Annotated in this window: 17 protein-coding genes; 9 read left to right on the top strand and 8 right to left on the bottom strand. The window is 28.7% G+C overall.

Translation table 11 applies throughout. The features are described 5' to 3' along the window. Positions 1 to 45: 45 nt before the first annotated feature. A complete protein-coding gene (locus IM744_RS16605; RefSeq protein WP_194509411.1) occupies positions 46 to 303 on the bottom strand; it encodes a DUF6090 family protein in 258 nt (85 codons plus the stop codon). Positions 304 to 607: 304 nt separating this feature from the next. Then, the gene (locus IM744_RS16600; RefSeq protein ID WP_194509294.1) at positions 608 to 2,683 is read right to left on the bottom strand and encodes a hypothetical protein; all 2,076 of its coding nucleotides are present in this window, start codon (positions 2,681 to 2,683) and stop codon (positions 608 to 610) included. Between the two features lie 784 nt (positions 2,684 to 3,467). On the opposite strand from IM744_RS16600, the gene IM744_RS16595 reads away from it, so the two are divergent. The 5 genes from IM744_RS16595 (at position 3,468) to IM744_RS16575 (ending at position 7,608) form a co-directional block, all read left to right on the top strand. Continuing rightward, a complete protein-coding gene (locus IM744_RS16595) occupies positions 3,468 to 4,727 on the top strand; it encodes a tyrosine-type recombinase/integrase (protein ID WP_194509293.1) in 1,260 nt (419 codons plus the stop codon). A gap of 9 nt (positions 4,728 to 4,736) precedes the next feature. Then, entirely contained in the window at positions 4,737 to 5,840 is a 1,104-nt protein-coding gene (locus IM744_RS16590) for a hypothetical protein (RefSeq protein WP_194509292.1), read from the top strand. 95 nt (positions 5,841 to 5,935) lie between these two features. Continuing rightward, positions 5,936 to 6,220 (top strand): helix-turn-helix domain-containing protein, encoded by a 285-nt coding sequence (locus IM744_RS16585; protein WP_194509291.1) that lies wholly within the window; start codon positions 5,936 to 5,938, stop codon positions 6,218 to 6,220. A gap of 12 nt (positions 6,221 to 6,232) precedes the next feature. Next, positions 6,233 to 6,886 carry a hypothetical protein gene (locus IM744_RS16580; protein ID WP_194509290.1) on the top strand — a complete coding sequence of 218 codons (654 nt, stop codon included), beginning with the start codon at positions 6,233 to 6,235 and terminating at the stop codon, positions 6,884 to 6,886. Between the two features lie 2 nt (positions 6,887 to 6,888). After that, on the top strand, positions 6,889 to 7,608 hold the full coding sequence (locus IM744_RS16575) for an ATP-binding protein (protein WP_194509289.1): 720 nt from the start codon (positions 6,889 to 6,891) through the stop codon (positions 7,606 to 7,608). Between the two features lie 143 nt (positions 7,609 to 7,751). On the opposite strand, the gene IM744_RS16570 is transcribed toward IM744_RS16575, so the two are convergent. Further along, positions 7,752 to 8,078, bottom strand: coding sequence for a hypothetical protein (locus IM744_RS16570; RefSeq protein ID WP_194509288.1), 327 nt, complete (start codon positions 8,076 to 8,078; stop codon positions 7,752 to 7,754). Positions 8,079 to 8,405: 327 nt separating this feature from the next. Here IM744_RS16570 and IM744_RS16565 point away from each other — a divergent pair, with 327 nt between their 5' ends. The 4 genes from IM744_RS16565 to IM744_RS16550 all read left to right on the top strand — a co-directional run bounded on the left by IM744_RS16565 (position 8,406) and on the right by IM744_RS16550 (position 14,637). After that, positions 8,406 to 9,482: a hypothetical protein gene (locus IM744_RS16565; RefSeq protein ID WP_194509287.1), complete on the top strand. Its 1,077-nt coding sequence runs from the start codon at positions 8,406 to 8,408 to the stop codon at positions 9,480 to 9,482. A gap of 156 nt (positions 9,483 to 9,638) precedes the next feature. Further along, positions 9,639 to 9,917 carry a hypothetical protein gene (locus tag IM744_RS16560; RefSeq protein ID WP_194509286.1) on the top strand — a complete coding sequence of 93 codons (279 nt, stop codon included), beginning with the start codon at positions 9,639 to 9,641 and terminating at the stop codon, positions 9,915 to 9,917. 1 nt (position 9,918) lies between these two features. Further along, positions 9,919 to 11,847 (top strand): WG repeat-containing protein, encoded by a 1,929-nt coding sequence (locus tag IM744_RS16555; protein WP_194509285.1) that lies wholly within the window; start codon positions 9,919 to 9,921, stop codon positions 11,845 to 11,847. A gap of 123 nt (positions 11,848 to 11,970) precedes the next feature. Beyond that, on the top strand, positions 11,971 to 14,637 hold the full coding sequence (locus tag IM744_RS16550) for a UvrD-helicase domain-containing protein (RefSeq protein ID WP_194509284.1): 2,667 nt from the start codon (positions 11,971 to 11,973) through the stop codon (positions 14,635 to 14,637). 110 nt (positions 14,638 to 14,747) lie between these two features. Here IM744_RS16550 and IM744_RS16545 read toward each other — a convergent pair whose 3' ends face one another. The 5 genes from IM744_RS16545 to IM744_RS16530 form a co-directional block, all read right to left on the bottom strand. Continuing rightward, a complete protein-coding gene (locus IM744_RS16545) occupies positions 14,748 to 15,386 on the bottom strand; it encodes a hypothetical protein (protein ID WP_194509283.1) in 639 nt (212 codons plus the stop codon). Positions 15,387 to 15,493: 107 nt separating this feature from the next. Beyond that, entirely contained in the window at positions 15,494 to 15,616 is a 123-nt protein-coding gene (locus tag IM744_RS20810; protein ID WP_262893008.1) for a hypothetical protein, read from the bottom strand. Between the two features lie 1,316 nt (positions 15,617 to 16,932). Then, a complete protein-coding gene (locus IM744_RS16540; protein WP_194509282.1) occupies positions 16,933 to 17,622 on the bottom strand; it encodes a hypothetical protein in 690 nt (229 codons plus the stop codon). A gap of 336 nt (positions 17,623 to 17,958) precedes the next feature. Next, positions 17,959 to 18,423 carry a hypothetical protein gene (locus IM744_RS16535; RefSeq protein WP_194509281.1) on the bottom strand — a complete coding sequence of 155 codons (465 nt, stop codon included), beginning with the start codon at positions 18,421 to 18,423 and terminating at the stop codon, positions 17,959 to 17,961. Between the two features lie 6 nt (positions 18,424 to 18,429). After that, a complete protein-coding gene (locus IM744_RS16530; RefSeq protein WP_194509280.1) occupies positions 18,430 to 19,008 on the bottom strand; it encodes a hypothetical protein in 579 nt (192 codons plus the stop codon).

Genomic DNA, 19,008 nt, shown 5'->3' with positions numbered 1-19,008 from the left:
ATCTATTACTTTTTGGTCATCAAGTGATTTGAGTATAAAATCTGCCTAATCTTTTCGCACTTTCAATAAATTTTGTTGGTCTTTCAAATCTTTGATGTTCTCTTCAACTTCTAACTTAAGATTACTCAATAAGACCTCGGTTCCTTTATGTTCTATGCGGTCTTGATTCCAATTGTTGATTTGTAAGGCAATTAAAATCCCAATCACAACAAGCACTATTTCTCCGATTGCATAAGTCAGATATTTTCCGAACTTATCTTCAGTCAGAGTTTTTTGTCTAATTTTTCTGAAGAATTTTATCATTGGTTAGAGGTTACTGATAATGAAGCACAACGTGTATGCAGCTTAAAAAATAAAACTAAATATTATTAGGATTTTATCTTGGAATACGTATATGGTTTGTTGCGTGGTTAAGAAACTAAATTAATAAACAAATACGAACCTGAGAAAATATCGAAGGAATTTTTCAAATAGTCTAGAACCTAAGAATTAAAGATTCACGTCATAAGTTTATAATTCAATTAATTTGGGGTAAACATGTAAACATAAAAGAGTAAAATTTGTTACTGTATTTGACTAAAGAACCGTTTAATTAAATCATTATCATTTACAAGTAGACTTTCCTTATTGGTTGGTGCAGTATTTCGCCAACAGGATAATCTGGAATGCCACCTTGCCATCCGTTATATCCCATATAAAACTCAATAGGATTAATTCCTAATTTGTCAAGATCAAATAAATCCTTTAAAACTTCTACAGGTGCTTTAACACTGTAATACATTTGAACAAAACCTATTTGTAGGTTATTGCTACTATCCATCCATTGACATTTCAAGTAATAAGAATAATCATATTTTCCTTTTGTAGCATTGAAAATTGGTTCGGGAATTACAGTCATTGTATTCATATGACTAGAGACTTTATAAAAAGTTGGCAGTAGCCTCTTGTAACAAATAACTCGCCAAGATTTAATAATAGCATCAATATATTCTTTTGGAACTTGATGATTATTTGCAACTCTTTCCATTCCAAACATGGATGGAGTTATTTTCTGATTAATGACACCAAGCGAAAACTCTCTTAACTTACCCCAGTTACCATTTACAATAGCTAATTGACCACTTATAGCACTCAACATATTTGCTAAGTACACATTAAGTTCATCTGCCATATCAGCCACTGCTACCTGTTTAGATTGAGATGAATCACCTGGTTTCATAGCTAATTTTGCAGTAGTCCATCCCAAATTTACAACAGCCGCCAGAAGTGGCCCAGCAACTGGGATTGCTCCTATAAAATATGTAAGATCTCCTATGATTGAATCTAATATTATATTAATAAGTGAAGTTTTTGGAGGAATATTAAGCAATGCTGCAACTGCGGTAAGGTCATTTTGAGAGACTGAAGAAGTTTCCATAAGTAAAGAATGGAATAAGCCATTACCGGCGAACCAAACATTACTTTCATTAAAAAAGAACGAACACTCATCTTGTAAATGATTTCTTACTTCTAAAAATGTTTTTTCGTTTAAATTTTTATCTTTAGGATAAGCAACTTGTTCAATTTTATCGGGAGCTAGTGTTCCTTGCTTTGGAACTGTATTAATACCTCTTTTCTTTAGATCTGATAATATATAATTATAGCAATCCAACTCTTGCCCAGTATAGGAATCCTCTGGCCATTTTTCGTCATATTTATTTGACATTATAATGTCATGTAACCAAGTTCCAACGTCACTATTCAAATGAATCCTATCTACGGAACTTTGCAAATTGTAACTTAATATGTTTCCAGAAGCAACGGTTTGAGTTATAAAAGGTAATGGTGCATTTGTAGGTATATTATATTTTATGGGTTTTGGAGAGGTTTCTCCCCAAAGAATATTCATTGTAAAATTTCCCGACATTGCTGTCCAAAAATATACAGCAGGATTTACAGGCATATTGCTGACGGATTCCGCTTTAATTCTTCCTGCCAATATTTCGTTTATGTTCGTCTGGCTATTTTCAAAAGATGCTATATATGCAGTTTCAGCGCTATTATTGTGTACAATACCTTTTATTTTTTGACTGTTTTGTTTTTTAGGGATAGAAGAATTTTTATCTTCTTTCGTAATTTCATTTAAAATTGGAGATGTTCTTAAAGATATATAATCAGAAAAAGAATAGACGTTTCTAATTATAAATCTTCCTTCAGAAATGACATCACTTAGTTGTGAATGAACATCAAAATATGCATCTGTATCTATAAATAGGATATTACTGTAGTTGGTTGTAATACTTTCTAAATCAAGATTGGTATGAATTTTTGAATTTTTGTTATCTACTACGAAATTATTAAATCGATTTTCCTTATTACTATTCCCTAAAAATAAAACACAATAATTAAAATTGTGTATTTCTTTATTTCTATGATAGTTACTGCATTGTTCAATTTTTATAGTAAAATAATCTTTAGCAGTTTTCACACTCTCTTCTATGTCTTCTAAACTATCAGAACCAACAATGAGAATGGCTGAATAATCAAAAAGTACAGAAAAAACCCTACTATCTTTAATAGAAATCTTTGGTCCTAATCCTTCCTTTATTATTTTTTTCATCCATACCAAACGTTTAGTTTCAGGAGTTTCTGGGAGATTAGTTATAAAAAGAACGTAAGTTGATTGAGGTTGTACTGTTGTCATAGTTTTTTTATTATTGATAACTTATTTATTTTGATTTAAATCATGCGCTGCTTTAAATTAATACTAACTTTTTACTAGACTATAACACACGTTATAAGTTGCTATTTTCTTGGATAACGGTATAGTACATCCAGAAAAATGTTAGTTTCTCACATAAAGATACTGCCAGTGAACATTTCTGTATTATATTTATTTCGGTATAGCTATTTTAAATGAGAAGCTGTATATGCTTAAATTTTAATTAGTTACAAGTAAATCAAAATGAATAACATTTCATATAGGTATATTTACGTGATTTCAAAAAGAGGTGTATTGCGAAATAGTTATTAGTTGAGGATGATGATGGTTTTATTTGTGACAAAAAAAAATAAACCGTTGATTTTATTAGGCGAACAGTTGCATTGGTTTACAATCTATTGGTAAAGGTGTTTGTGTACCAAATAACGATTATACATCAGTAATTGAAATACCTATTAGAATAATAATTTACTAAATAAAAAGATTTATTAAAAAAAATAAAATTATGACACAGTTGTGATTTCTTACGTTTAAAGGATATGAATTATCAACTAAAAACAAAACCCCCTTTGTTTTTAATAAACACAGGGGGTTTTTGTGGAGTCGGAGAGAATCATCAGTTTTATTTCTTATTTAAGCTGTTTATAACTATACTATAAGCTTGAAGGGTTATCTTACAATTATTTTTATGTTTGTTTATAGATGATTATATATCTAATGATATATAAATTGTCACCTATATTGTCACCTACTAAATAACCCAAACATGACTTGTACATTTTATTTAAAACAACCTAACTCATCAAAAGAATCACTTATTTACTTTTCATGCTACTTTAAAGAAGAAAATAAGAAGTTTGTTTACTCAACAGGAGAGAAGATAAAACCTATCCATTGGAGTAAAGAAAGTAATCAACCTAAATTGAAGGGTTCTTCAAAAGCTCATGATGCTGGAACAATCAATATTCAATTAGGTCGTTATGTCGAAACTTTTATGGCAATGGAATCGGAATGCAAGAGAATGGAAGAAGACTTTACTTCAAGTTATTTAAAAGACTCATTCGATTCAAGGTTTAAAAAATCATCAACAAAGAAAAACTTATTTTTTGATGCATATGATAAGTTTATGGAAGAAAAACAAATGCATAAACTGTGGAAACCAGCTACAGTAAAAAGATATAATAATATTAAGAATCACCTACTGAAATTTGAACAAGACAAATCTTATAAACTGACCTTTAGTTCTATAAATGAGACCTTTTATAGTCTCTTTACTGATTTTTGTTACACAACACAAAATCATTATACCAACACCTTAGCCAGAAATGTTGGTTTATTTAAGACTTTTATGTTTTGGGCATATAAAAACAACTACACCTATAAGGACACATTTAAGGAATTCAAAAAACCTGAGAAGGCAATTACTAAAGAGGTTGCTCTTTCATTGCAAGAGGTTGAATTGATTTTTAACTTCAAATGTGAATCTAATAGTCAAGAAAGAGTTAGGGATATTTTCGTATTTCAATGCTTAACAGGCTTGAGATATGGTGAGATGAAAAAGATTAATAAACGTAATGTTGACAATAATCGTCTAATATTGAAAGAAGAAAAAGATTCAAATAAAAGTGAAAGGGAAGTCCCACTATTTGAAATATCAAATTATATTCTCAAAAAGTATGATTATAAATTACCGCTGATCTCAAACCAAAAGCAAAATGAATTAATTAAAGTGTTACTTAAAGATGCAGAATTTACTCATGAGGTTGAGTATACAAGGGTTAAAGGCGTAGAGCAAAAATTAATTGTTAAGCCTTTTTATAAAAGAGTATCAACCCATACTGCTCGAAGAACATTTATTACCATAATGAGGAATAAAGGGATTGCTGACAAAACGATAATGAGTATAACAGGGCATAAAGACATCAAAACATTTAATATGTACCATAAAGTGGACAATGCAGCAAGAAAAAACGCAGTTGAAGAAGCTTTTAGCACAATGGAATTACCAAAACTAAAATCTATTTAATTTGAGTCTATGGAAAATACTGATTTTATAAACAGACTAGATATATATTGGCAAGTTAACCTCCCGAATTTTATAGGAATTTTAAAAGATTATGATTTGTCTAATTTGGATGATAATCTTATTGAAATCTTAATTGATAAAAGGGTTTATGTAATACGAGAAGTTTATCAATTTCCTGATTTGATTGAAGAATATGATGAAGATCGTGAGAAATACAATGCATTTGGATGGTTTATTGCTCGTAAGCCTTTTTACTATGATTTTAATCCTTTAATTGTTAAAGAATCCTTTTTGTTAATTAGAAATTATATTGAAAATAAAAGTTATATAACTGAAGATTTTGTGCTTGCATTAGAGTTCAAAGTTGATTCTAAATTTGATAGAAAATCTAAAAAAAAGTACCTGAAAAAGCAATATGAAAAGTTTTTGCCTGACGATTTAGAATTCGCATCGTTTTCAACATTAGTAGATAAGAGCGAAAAAGTTTACGGAGTACATCAAGCTTGGTATGAATCATTTACCGATTTGGTAGGAAGCGATTCCGAATCTTTTTTAGGTTTGTACTTGACAAATTCTAAAGGTGATTTAACTTTAGAGAAGTTTATCAAAGACATGGTTGCATTAGCCATAGAAGTTGATCATGAATTTAAAGATTTTGTGGAACAATGGAAAACTTTTTATAAGGCAGAATTAATTTTAAATGAAATTCTTTTTTTATTAGAGGAAATAGATAATGAAAACCGAGTTTTAGTAGATAAGAAGAACAAAGAGAGTGAAATTACTCTAAAGGATTTATTTAATAATGTTGAAAATTATGAACCTTTCATAAAATTATATATTAAAAAAAATATCATTAAAAATACAGTCAATGGACATGAGATAATTTATCCTAAAAAATTTACAAAAAAGCGAAATTTTTTCAATGTTGCACTTGCTATGTATTTAATGAGAAAAGATTACATGAAAATATACAGTACTGATAAAGAGATTGTTTCCGCAATGAATAATACTTTCAGTAATTGTAATTTATCAAAACAGAATTACTCATCTTTTAAAGATTCTCCAAAACAAACCGATTATTTTAAGGCTATAGATAAATTAATTATTACTTAATTTCATTTGACTCTTTGACTGGTCAAATCCAGTCAAATAAAATGAGTATAATCTTATATAATATTACAGTATTGTTTAACTAAAAACTTTACTGTATGACAAAAATGATCCAACTGGATAACATTTCTAAAAATGAACTTTATGAGCATTTAGAAAATCTAATTGACAAAAAGCTCGCTCCATTTACAGCAAAAAATAAAGATGAAAAGCTATCCATAAAAGAAGTAGCGCAAGAATTAGGAGTAGTTGACTTAACTATTCATAATTATATTAAAAAAGGTATTCTACCAGCCTTTAAAATCGGGCGTCGAGTCTTCATTAATCGTTCCGATATAGACCAAGCTCTAAAAGAAGTTAAATCTCTAAAATATAAAAGATAAGATATGACTGATATGGAAACACATAAAGGATTTATAAAACTGTTTAGATCTATCACTGATTGGGAATGGTACACTGATATTAACACTTGTAAACTATTATTTCACTGTTTGGTAAAAGCTAATTACAGTAAGAAGAAATGGCAAGGAATAACCATAAATAAAGGTGAGTTTATTACTTCTAACGGACAGTTAGCAATCGAAACGGGACTAACAATAAGTAAAGTTAGAACAGCATTAGCGAAACTTGAGAGCACAGAAGATTTAACCACTATAAAAACGAGTAAGTATACTAAAGTAAAAGTCAATTCTAAGTTTTTCGGGAAAATTATAAAGAATAATGTCATTAACACACAGGATGACATTCAGAATGAAGAACAATTAGCAACCAAATCTCATAGCAATAACAATCAAATCGCAACAACTAAGAATATTAATAATAATGAATTAAAGAAAAGAAAAAAGAGATTTAGAGAGACGGTATTATCTCATACTCAATTTTCTAAAACAATTTTAATTTCTTTTTTTAATTATTGGTCTGAAACAGATTCAAATAATAATATGCGTTTTGAAATAGAAAAGTTTTGGGAAACGGAAAAAAGACTATTTAAATGGAAAGCCACAGAAAAAGCAAGTGTAACTAAACATGAAATTCATAAAAATCGATAGAAATGCACATAGAGAAAATTTTGAGAGAAACAATTAATGTCGACAACATTGAAGTTGTAGAAAACAAAAAAGAAAATCCAAAAGGTAAATCACCACCTAAAATGGAATGGACTTTTGAAAATGTTTACAATGCCATTATTTCAACTTTTAAAACGCAAACAAATAAAAAGTTCATTGTTGACTCCGATAATATAAACAAGGTTAAAACATTGGCATATTATTTAGTTCAGGATAATCGTTTTTTTATATCACCATTATTAAGTAAAGATTTGAATTCGCCCTCTTTTAAAAAAGGACTCATTTTAGTTGGAGATTACGGAGTTGGCAAAACAGCCTTATTAAAAACAATTCCAATTATAACGGATAATTATTTTTCATATAATCTAACAGTTGATTTAGTTTCGGAATATGAATCACTTACTCTTTCAGATAAGTCCATGTTCGTGGAAAAGCATAAGTCAGGAAGAAGAATTTACGATGACTTAGGTACAGAAAAAAAAGCATCTAACTATGGTTTTGTTAATTTGATTAAAGTTGTCCTTGAGAGTCGGTATGATGCCAATAGTCTAACGATATTAGCTTGTAATTATGATGAAAGGAACCCCTTAAATCTTGAGGCAGCTTTAGATAAATTAGGCATGTTATATGGCGGGAGAGTATTAGATAGAGTTTATGAAATGTTTAATATTATAGAGTTTTCAGGAAAGAGTATGAGAAGATAAATACTGAATTAAAACATTCTAAAGTGGTTGAAATTCGAGTGCAAAACTACTCATTCTGAGTACATTTGTTATCATATTCAACAGTTCATCAACAGTTCATCAACAGTTCATCAACAGTTCATCAACGGTTCGATTGACCCTTTTTAAAGTTTCTTTCTTTTATAATTGTAAAAAATTGATGAATCATTAGTTTTCAAATAGTGAAGTACTGCTGGCATTTGAGGTGTAATTACCAAATTGAATTTCTCTCTAATATCGTCTCTATTTAAAAGCCACTGTACAATTTCCATATCAACGTATTCTCCCTTAGGTTTCTTTTTAAACTGTTGTATAGTTAAGGTATTGAGTTGGGGTGAACTTAAATGGTTCTGCAATAATGTAAAAATTTTTAAGTGTTGTTTTGACAATTCCTCTATTTTAGATGTTAATTTTTTTACTTCGAATTTAAGGTTTGTAATTTCGGTTTTCATGGAACAATTAAATTTAAATTTATTTAAGATGATTAGTGGATAATAAGACAGATTCTAAAATTTAAGGCTTTTCTGTAAATAGATAACCCTGTTTATTTTTATTAAAATATACGTAGAACTACGTATATATAAGCTTATAGATTTTAGTAATTTTGTAACTAAGAAAGAAGTACAATAAGAATGTTTGTCCAGATGTTATAATGAGATATAAGTGTGTTTGGCTACTGTATAACAAGTTAGTTGCAATTAAAAACAATTCTAGCCGAATCAAAAAATTTCAAAAATTATAATTACCTTAGTACTCTACTAATCAACCAATTAAATATTATGAAAAAAGTCATTTTAATTTCTATTGTATTCCTGTTTTCTTTGAAATCTTATTCTCAATTTTGGAAAAATAACGAAAAAATAAAATTGTTTAATTTGGAATTTAAAGCCAAAGAAGTAAATGGACAAAAAGGTTTTTTTGGTTCAGAGGATAGATATTATAGCCCAGTTTTAAACCCATTGATAGAGAAACAAAGTTATGAATTTTTAAATAATGTAGGGACTTTTAGAAAAAACGTAGGGACTGCTGAAACACGTAATTTATTTGATTTATCTTCTCTCAATGGCAATTTCAAACATCTAAACCAAATTGATTTTGAATACTATCAAAATAAAGGATTTGATAAAATGATTTCAAAAAATCCTGATTTAATTGATAATAGTGAGTTTTTGGAATTGAAAAATAAAATTTTCAATGAACCTGACCCTTACGAAAAAAAGAAAATACTTTTTCAAGATAAATACCGAGACTTTAGACTAAAGTTAGTATCAACACGCTATGAACTAAACCCTAAAAATTTTAAACTTTCTAAGGAAAAAGTTTCAAAATTTACTGCTGAATTAAAGGCTAAAGTGGATAGTACGCTCATTGCGAATAACGTCCAAAGTAGTGGAAACGTTAGAGCGTACTTAAATAAATTAGCAGATGAGACAACAAGTGTTTCCGGAGTCTATTATTCAGTATCAATGAATAATGATTATGTAGGTGTAGTAAAATCTTACATAGAAAATAATATAGAGTCCATCAAAGAATCAGCAAACGGTAGTTCATCAGAAAATCGATTTTCGCAACAATTGATGAAATTTATAGAATGGCCTAATGCTGTTATTAACTCCTCTTTGGTGGCTATTCAGCTTGAAGGAAATATAGAGAATAATAAAGTAAATATTAGTGAAATATCAACAGCGTTGGAATCAAGATTCGCAATTCCTAAAGCAAAAGCCATAGAAGTTGCAGCAAGCATAGAAATTACGTTTGAAAAGCACGAGACAATACGCTTTAACAATGATTTTAATAGTGTTTATATTATAAGATATTTTAGTTCAGACGAGTTTAATGAATTAAAACAACTGTAGCTAACATTGTACGTAAATATTTAATTGCTACATCTGGCTAATATTACGATCATTATACATTTGAATATATTATTGTGCGGAATATGAATCGTGTACTTCCTCGCAACTAACGATAATCGAGCACCTTAAGCAACATTAAATTAAAACTATATTTACATGAAAGAATCATTTTTAAAAAAATTTACTATTTGGCATAAATTAATCACATTTTTTGTCGCGATTATTGTTTTATTCTTTCTTGTAAAAGACAAAATGTTTCCAAGTGAACCAATTATCAGCTCTCCTCAAACTGAGAAGGGTAATGCTACAGAAATAGGAAATGGTAATAAAATTGACTCATTCTCTATAAAAAACATATCTAAGGAAGGTAAAAATGAAGTAAAAATAGGGGATGATAACGAAATTAAGGGTTTAGAAATAGAACAAGAGAACTAATATGAAACTAAATTTTACAATAGCAATTTATTTATTATTCACTTTTACTTTATTAATTGCTCAGAGTAACGAAGTAGAATTTGGAAATAATAATACTTTAACAGATGTTAATATTAGTAATAAGAATTTATACGTCAATAACTTAAACAAGAATGTCTATTCTTATACTAATGTCAATAAGGTGATAAACTTGTCTCCGTTATTTAAAACAGTGAAACTTTTTGTTGACAGTATTGATGAGCATACTGACTTAAAAACAGATGGATTAAAAAAGGAATATTCTGCTTTGAAAAATGATTTAGAACGTTTATCTAATACATCATCTGGCAATCATATTGAACAGTTGAACAAAGTCTTAAAGAAGTTTTTATCACTTTATGTTAATGCACTAAAGCACGGAGCTATTAATCTTGAAAATAATGCAGGAGACGCATTTGTACTATTCTCTGATTATCAAAACAACCCAAGTGATTTTAAAATCGAGGAACCTGTGGAAGGTAAACTTTTTATATCTAATATTAGACGTCGAAGCTTGGATAATAAGAATAACATATTCGTGTACCCCTTTATGGAGGGTAAAGCAATAATAAAAAATAAGAACAAATATGGTTTTATTGATATTTACGGCAATATTATAGTAGATACTGAATACGATAACGTCAGAAATTTTTCGAATGGTTACGCTGTATGCTCTACAGGAGAATTTATATATATTTTGGATGAATATGGAAATAAGTTAAAGAACAAAAACAAATTAACAGTAGGGTACGAAAAAATTTACTTCGGAGATTTCAATGAAGGTTGGTTCAAGGTTGAAGAGACAAATACTTATACCGATAGTAGTAGAGTGCCCAAACTTATTTTTGAGACTACAATATTCAATTACTATAATGAAAAATATACTCCTATGAATTTAGAAAAGTATTACAAAGCGACAGATTTTTGCAATGGTTTCGCGTACGTAGCTGACAGTTTAAGTTTTAAGAAAATCAATTCCAAAGGTGAGACCGTTAAGACATTTGACTCTACAATTATTGATGTTTCTAGAAATAAAAAATGTCTCAGTATTTTTTCTTTTATTAATAAATTCACTAAATCGGAGAAGAAAGAATCAACCCAAAACATTTCATATACTGCTGCAATACCTTATCATTCTGATCGTTATGATTATCCTGAAATTGATGTATCTCATCCTATCTTAGTAGATTCAATTATCATTGAAAATGATTCTTTAACAGATTATAGTTTAAGTCAAACTAAATTAGTGGAATCATCATACTACCCAATTGTATATACTTCTATCACAGCTGATACTCCATATAATCAGAGATATAATTATAATGACATTTTTAGCACAATTAATAACTCAAGAGTAGATTCTGGTGATGGGTATTGCATATTAAAAGACGAAAACGAAGAAGATTTATTGAAACCATTTAAAAATATTATTCTATTAGAAAATGATTTTTTTTTATACAGTTCAGGTTTAGCCCAAAATCAAGAATATATAGTTCAACCTAAGTTCTTTGAAAATAATATTTACTCGACAAATAACTATTATGAATATATGCATTATATAACGAAGTTTAATAGTCTTGGTCTTGTAAAGCCTGATAGTCAAGTAATAGTGAGTGAGAATAGCAATTACAATACCTTACACTCATATAATGACAAGTTGTTTGTTTTTGGTAAAATTAGGTTTAGTCATAGAAGAGAAGTGAATCCATCGAATAAAAAAGGTCATATTAACTTTCCGCTTATTTTTGTAAAATATGGTTTAGTAAATTCCTCAGGTGTAGAAGTACTTAAAATCAATTATGATAAAATCACACTTTTATCTAATGAATTAGTTCGAACTCAACTAAACGGAAAAACAGAAACATTTTACATTGACCAGTATGGCAACGCAATTCTTACTAAGAAATTATGACCTGAGAATTTTAGAAATCGCCTATTTAAATGTAGCTTTATTTTCATATACTAACCGTTATATGTCAGGCAAGAGCACAATCATAATGAGACATACAAAGTATAAAAAACATTAACTGATAGAATGAATTGGGTTCGGATTATCTTTTCTGCTATAATAATTAGTCTTCTATTTGTTTATCGACAATTAACAGAAACCAAAAAATATCAGGATGCCACTTACCTTTCTAAGTTACGCCAAATCACTTCATTTTTCCAAACCATAGAAAAATTTGATGATTACGTTACTTGGGTTCAACGCGACCAAATAAAATCAAAATATTCGATCGTAGGACAGTTTTTTAAAAACAAAACCAAATTCTACAAAAAAGAAGAAAATGTTAAACGATTTAATGAAATTTTTGACAATTTTGACAACTACATAGTCCGTTTCAATCAAAATTATGTCAAAGCACAGAAAGAAAAATTAAAACCGTATTTCGATAATATTGAAGGAAAAAAATTGGACGACCAGCAACGCACCGCATTGATAACAGATGAATATTCAAATTTAATAATTGCTGGTGCAGGTTCGGGTAAAACGCTAACCATCCTTGGAAAAGTTAAATATCTTATTCAGAAGAAAAATATTAATCCTCAAGATATCTTACTGCTTTCGTTTACTAAAAAAACCGTTGAAGAATTAAACGAACGACTAAAAAAGATTGAACTTGGTGCAGAAGCAATCACTTTTCATAAACTTGGTTATAACATAATCAAAAAATATCATCCAGACACTCCTGCTGTTACAAATGAAAACACCTTAAGCGGAGTTATCAAAGCGTATTTGCAACAGGACATTTTCAACGATTCGGAAGTGTTGCAATCATATATTCAATATGTTGCTTGCTATATGAACATTCCAGAAGAATATGATAACTTCAATTCAATTGGTGAAAAAATAGACACTGAAAAAGGAATTGATTTTCAGACATTAAAATCAAAATGCGAACCTTTAAACATCGTGTCAAATTCTAAACTTGACACCATACAGGGCGAAAGAGTAAAAAGTGTGGAGGAACTCATAATAGCCAATTTCTTGTACTTGAATGGAATTGAGTATGAATATGAAAAACCTTATCCCTTTGGAGAGGCGATGTATCGTCCCGACTTTTACCTTACAGAGTATAACATATATATAGAACATTTTGGTGTAGATGAGAATAACAGAGCAAAATGGCTCACGCCATTTTATGAAGAAAAGTATGTTGAGGAAATGGAACTAAAAAGGGCAAACCATACAACACACAATACTAAGTTATTAGAAACCTATTCCTACTATAACAGGGATAACATTCTATTAGAGAAACTTAGAGAAATGTTGGAAGCAGAAAATGTTGTTTTTAAACCAAGGGATGCGAAAAATATTTACTCCAAAGTATCAGATAATGATAAAAATTTCGGAAAAGAAATAATTAAACTTATCGAAAGCTTTATCAATTTAAGTAAATCAAGACGTTTAGACCATCATTCACTGATGAGTTTATTTTCGCACAAAACTAAAACCCAAAATCATTTCATGCTTGAACGGCAAGAAATGTTTTTGGAATTTGTTCTTCCAATTCTGAAAAAATATAATAATACTTTAAAAGAAAGAAATGAGATTGATTTCAACGATATGATAAATCAAGCTACTGATGTTGTAAAAAGTAGTATGCCTCAATACTCATATCAGTATATTATCATTGACGAGTATCAGGATATTTCCTTTTCTCGTTTTAACTTGATTAAAGAAATTAGGGATTTGACAGGAGCGAAATTGGTTTGTGTCGGAGACGATTGGCAATCAATTTACCGTTTTGCAGGAAGTGATATTTCTTTGTTCAGCAATTTTAAAAAGTATGTTGGAGAGTCTATGCAATTGTTGATAGAACAGACTTATCGGAATTCACAGTCGCTTATAGATATTACTTCAAAATACATACAGAAAAACACCAAGCAGATTTCCAAAAATCCAAAGTCCATGAAAGACCCTTTGGAAGATCCTGTTAAATTTGTTCATTTCAAGCCAGAAGAAATTGAAGCTACTTTCATAAACGAAATACAAACGCTTGTAAATAAATATGGCAATAAATCAATATTGGTTTTAGGGAGGCATAGTTTTGATATTAATGACTTAATAAAACTAACTCCAAACAGCAGAGTAAAATATATTGAAAGAACAGGGGAATTAGAAGTACAGGGTTTTGAAGAAGTTGACATTAAATACCTAACAGTGCACAGATCAAAAGGTACAGAAGCAGATAATGTTATACTATTGAATCTTAGGAATCATTTGCTTGGTTTTCCTAACAAAATGACGGACGATCCTATTTTGTCTCTCTTACTCAGTGATGATGAAAAGTATAGATTTGCAGAAGAACGTAGATTATTTTATGTTGCTTTAACAAGAACTAGAAACGAGGTCGTATTGCTAATACCTTCTGACGTTTCTTTATTTGCAGAAGAATTACTAACAGATAACAATTATTTATTATCTAATTCTGAAGGAACACTAAATACTACAAATTGTCTTTATTGTAAAACAGGGAAACTTGTTATTAGGCAAAACTCATCTAATGACAACCAATTTTTGGGATGTTCCCATTATCCAAATTGTAATCAGACGTTTAAAGATATTGAAATTTTAGAAGATAAATTTCTTTGTACCGATTGCAAAAGTGGCTTTATGACAAAGAGATCAGGGAAATATGGGGACTTTTTAGGATGTACAAATTATCCAAAATGTAGAAATACAATAAATTTACAGTAAAGCCTAAACAGATAAAAATGTGTATGATTAATTGCTGGTTTTGTGTATAATCGAAAAATCCAAAGCATTTCCCAGTGGTTCGTTTTCTTTTCCTAAATTACTTATAAATCTTAAATATTAATTTTTTGTTTATTTTGATTTTTAATTGCATATAATAAGAAAGTATAAAAAAAGAAACTAAGTTGATCTTCTTCGTAATCTGCTGACTCAACATTATTAACCTCGTTTGAAGTTTTGTTTTTTATAAATAAGTGAGCATCTGCTGGCAATATATAATCACGATTCTTATACGTTTCAAAATCAAATATTTTATTGGTCATTTCAAGCTCTAAATCATCATAGTTACCATTCATAAATTCATTAGACAATTCCCCTTTACTATAAACTGCCATTCTTCTCCAATCATGACTACCTTGATTAATCTCTAAAATTCTATAAAGCTCATAAAGTATAAATTTTTTATTTGTTGTTATTCCAAGCTTTAATAGATGATAATCATAATATTTATTAAAAGTTCCTTTATCCTCCATATTTACTAACTGACGTAGTTCTGATTTGGAGACATATTTTTTATTAGTCGATAGTTCAAAAATTCTTTGTAACAAGAATTTTTTTGTTAATTTATCACGATTAGGTTTTATTGCATCATAATCTATAACGTTAGCGATATACATTATAAAGATAACTTGACGCTCAAACTCTTCTATATTAGAGCAGAATATTACAGATATAACAAAGCCAAGGGCCATGCCTTTACTCTTATTATACTAAGGATTAAATATTTCTTCTGGTGTAACCATAGTTAAATAAACACCCCATTAAAATGTGAGTTACAACGAGGTGTGAATTTTGAAAATTAATAAAATTTACACGAATTATCTTCTCTTGAATTGTGATATTCATCATTGTTTGGATTAAGTTGATCCGAATGATTTTCTAAATCTGCTTGCGTGTACTCATAATCTTTGTCTAAAGCCATAATAAAAAATTTTAAGACTTAATAATTATTTATAGTACAAAAATAGAGTAGAGTAGTTCTGAAAAGGAAATATTCTACGATAGAAAATCTATTCATTTCGTTCAATAACTAATCTTCCTGGTTGCTCTTTGACTCAAGTTTTCTATTCTCATTCCGTATTGGTAACACATAGATATTAAAGTTATTGATTATTTGTTGTTGAGACTTTACTAGTTTAGTAAAAAAAACGAATGTTAGTATCCTAATTTCATAATAAATTGATATCTGACAGCAATGTGGTTGTTGCATACAGGTTTCTTACATTATTAAAAGTAAAAGTTCCCATAAAAGAAGTTTAAAATAGAATTATAGAGCATTCAGATTATGGGTCTCTTCTTTCAGTATATAATCTGTATAATAATTTAGGTTTAACCGTAAATGCTGTTAATAATGAGAAGAAGGAATTGAGCAATACAAGAGAGTCATTTATAGCCCAAGTAAAATTGAAAAAAAAGAGATGCAATTATCGTTATTAAGAAAATAGATAATGAAAGCGTTACATACTATGATGCTTTTAATGTGATTTAGAAAATGTCTTTAATTGATTTTAAGGAAGTTTGAAGAGGAATAATACTCTCTATCGATATTATCTCTGCTGTTAATATGAAATCATTTAAGAGTGATATTTTGAAAGAAAAAATCAACAATGCATTGCTTATCACAAAATAAAAATTAATAAAAAAATCTATTATTCATAATGATGAATTTAGTATTATTTCTCAATAGAAAAAGTCAAAAAGGATTTCAAAGTGGACTAAATTGAACATATTTAATCAATAAACATTGCAACAACACTGTTGCAGTTTTGTTGTTGCTTGTTCTAAAAGCCATATAAACGGTGGTCTATCTATGATTTGATATTAGTAACATAAAATCAACAGTGTTGTTGCAATGTGTGTTGCTAAGATCAACTTGATTTTTCTAAAGTTCTAAGTTTTACAACTAAATCACTAAACATATATTGTAATGCTACTAAATTTTTGTTCTTCTTATCGCATGAGAGCTAATACCAATATGCCTAGCGAGTTAATTCATCTCCAAACCTTAATTTAGCCTTGGATAAATTAGGCAAATTATATAGAGGTAGGGTTTTGGATAGAGTTTTTGAAATGTTTAGCATAATAGAATTTTATGGAAACAGTGTGAGAAGGTAAAAATTAGTTTAGAAAAATCTAAAATGTTTAAAATTTGAGTACAAAAAGACTCATTCAGATTACATTTGTTATCATAATCAATGGTTCATCAATTGTTCATCAATGGTTCGATTATTTCAAATTTCAATTTTTGATCCTTGGATTAAATTGACTTTTGAATGAATATAATAAGAATGAATAAAAAAAGAAGCTTAGTTGATCTTTTTCGTAGTCTGCTATATCAATATTATTATCTTTTTTGGAAGCTTTGTTTTTGATAAATAAGTGAGCATCTGCTGGCAGTATGTAATCACGATTCTTATACGTCTCAAAATCGAATATTTTATTGGTCATTTCAAGCTCTAAATCTTCGTAATTACCATTCTTATATTCATTAGCCAATTCCCTTTTACTATAGACTGCCAATCTATTCCAATCATGGCTACCTTGATTTATCTCTAAAATTTTATAAAGTTCAGAAAGTGTAAATCTTTTATTTGTCGTTAGTCCAAGCTCTAATAGATGCTTATTATAGTATTTATTAAAAGTTCCTTTATCTTCCATATTTACTAACTGACGTAGTTCTAATTTAGAGACATATTTTTTATTAGCCGATAGGTCAAAAATTCTTTGTAATAAGAATCTTTTTGTCAATTTATCACGATTATGTTTTATTAAATCGTATTCTATAGCGTTAGCTATGTACATTATAACGATAACTTGATCTTCAATGTCCTTTCTTTCAGAACAAAATATTACAGATATAAGGAAGCCAACGGTCATTCCTCTTTTCTTGTTATAATGTGGATTAATAATATCTTCTAATGTTGCCATAAATAATTTACACCTCCTTAATAAATTAATACTAAGGAGGCGTTTAATTAATGTTTAATACTGATTTCCCTTTCTTGAACCATGATATGCATCATTGTTAGGGTTAAGCACATTAGAGTGATTGTCTAATTCTGCTTGTGTGTAATCGTAGTCTTTGTCTAAAGCCATAATACAATGTTTTAAGAATTAATAAATATTTGAACTACAAAAATAGAGTAGAGTAGCAGTTCTGAAAAGGAAATATTCTACGATAGCAAATATTTTGATTTAATGACAACCAAATTGCAATATGCTATTAACATCAATATAAAAGACGCTAAACTTGTGTAGACTTGACTATCTCTTTGTTTTACTGTATTTGAGTGAATTACTCATATCATTAAACTTTGGGTATCTTCCATTGTTCTCTATGTAGATTGCCCAACAATCATATTCACATTTTGCAACTTCACCCATAATTCTTAAATCTTTTGGTGTTGGGTTTTTAGTATCGCATTTAAAAGAACAGATTGCAACATAAATATTATCTTTTATCACTTCAAAATCTTCATATTGATATAGGAATCTATCAGCACCACCGTGATTTATACTTTTCATTCTTATTGTAGCACCAAATTGATTTAAACGATTTTTTAAACCACCTTTAGAATTAGTCATTCCTATATATTCTAATTCTGGAATAAAACTAAATTTAGTGAGTGATTTACCTGAAACTGCAATACAATAAATACCAGGATAGTTTAAACCTTCTAAATCGTTTCTATCTTCCCATTTCACCCAATTAGTAAATCTATCTATCATAATTAATTATTGTAATAGTGTGCTGTAATTACGTGTGTTTAGAAACTGACCAAAAGCAAAAAATGCTTCATCCAATTTCTTTAAATCTTTAATGTTTTGTGATTCTATAAATGGTAAGTATCTTTCAAAATAAAACTGCTCTTTAGCCTTATTACTAATTGATGTATTTGAAATATTACTACAATCTTCATTATGAATAAACAAAAATGTTCTGTGAATGTGTTGGTCGTAAATAGGATATTTGTTTGGTTTTATAATATGCAATAAAAATATCTTCCAAACTGCTGACACCTTTTTAAACTCTATTTTAAAGGCTTCTATATCTATACTATCACTCTTTTTAAAAGTATTAATAATTGTGAGTTTCACTTTAATTTTAGTGTCTAAAGATTTTTGCTTTAATACACTTAATTTCATACCATTCTTCCACTTGTATAAGTTTTGAATATCTGTTTTAGTAAGTGTTTCTTTTACTATTGATTTACTATAAATAGCTTCATTTGAGAATGAATATAGTTTTGACCAAGAATTAATAAAGTTATTTAGATTATCATTTTTGGTATTGACAAGAGTAACTAACTTCAT

Origin of the sequence: Psychroserpens luteus, from assembly GCF_015319355.1 — a bacterium.
Lineage (GTDB): Bacteria > Bacteroidota > Bacteroidia > Flavobacteriales > Flavobacteriaceae > Psychroserpens > Psychroserpens luteus.
This window is presented reverse-complemented; position numbering and strand designations above follow the sequence as displayed.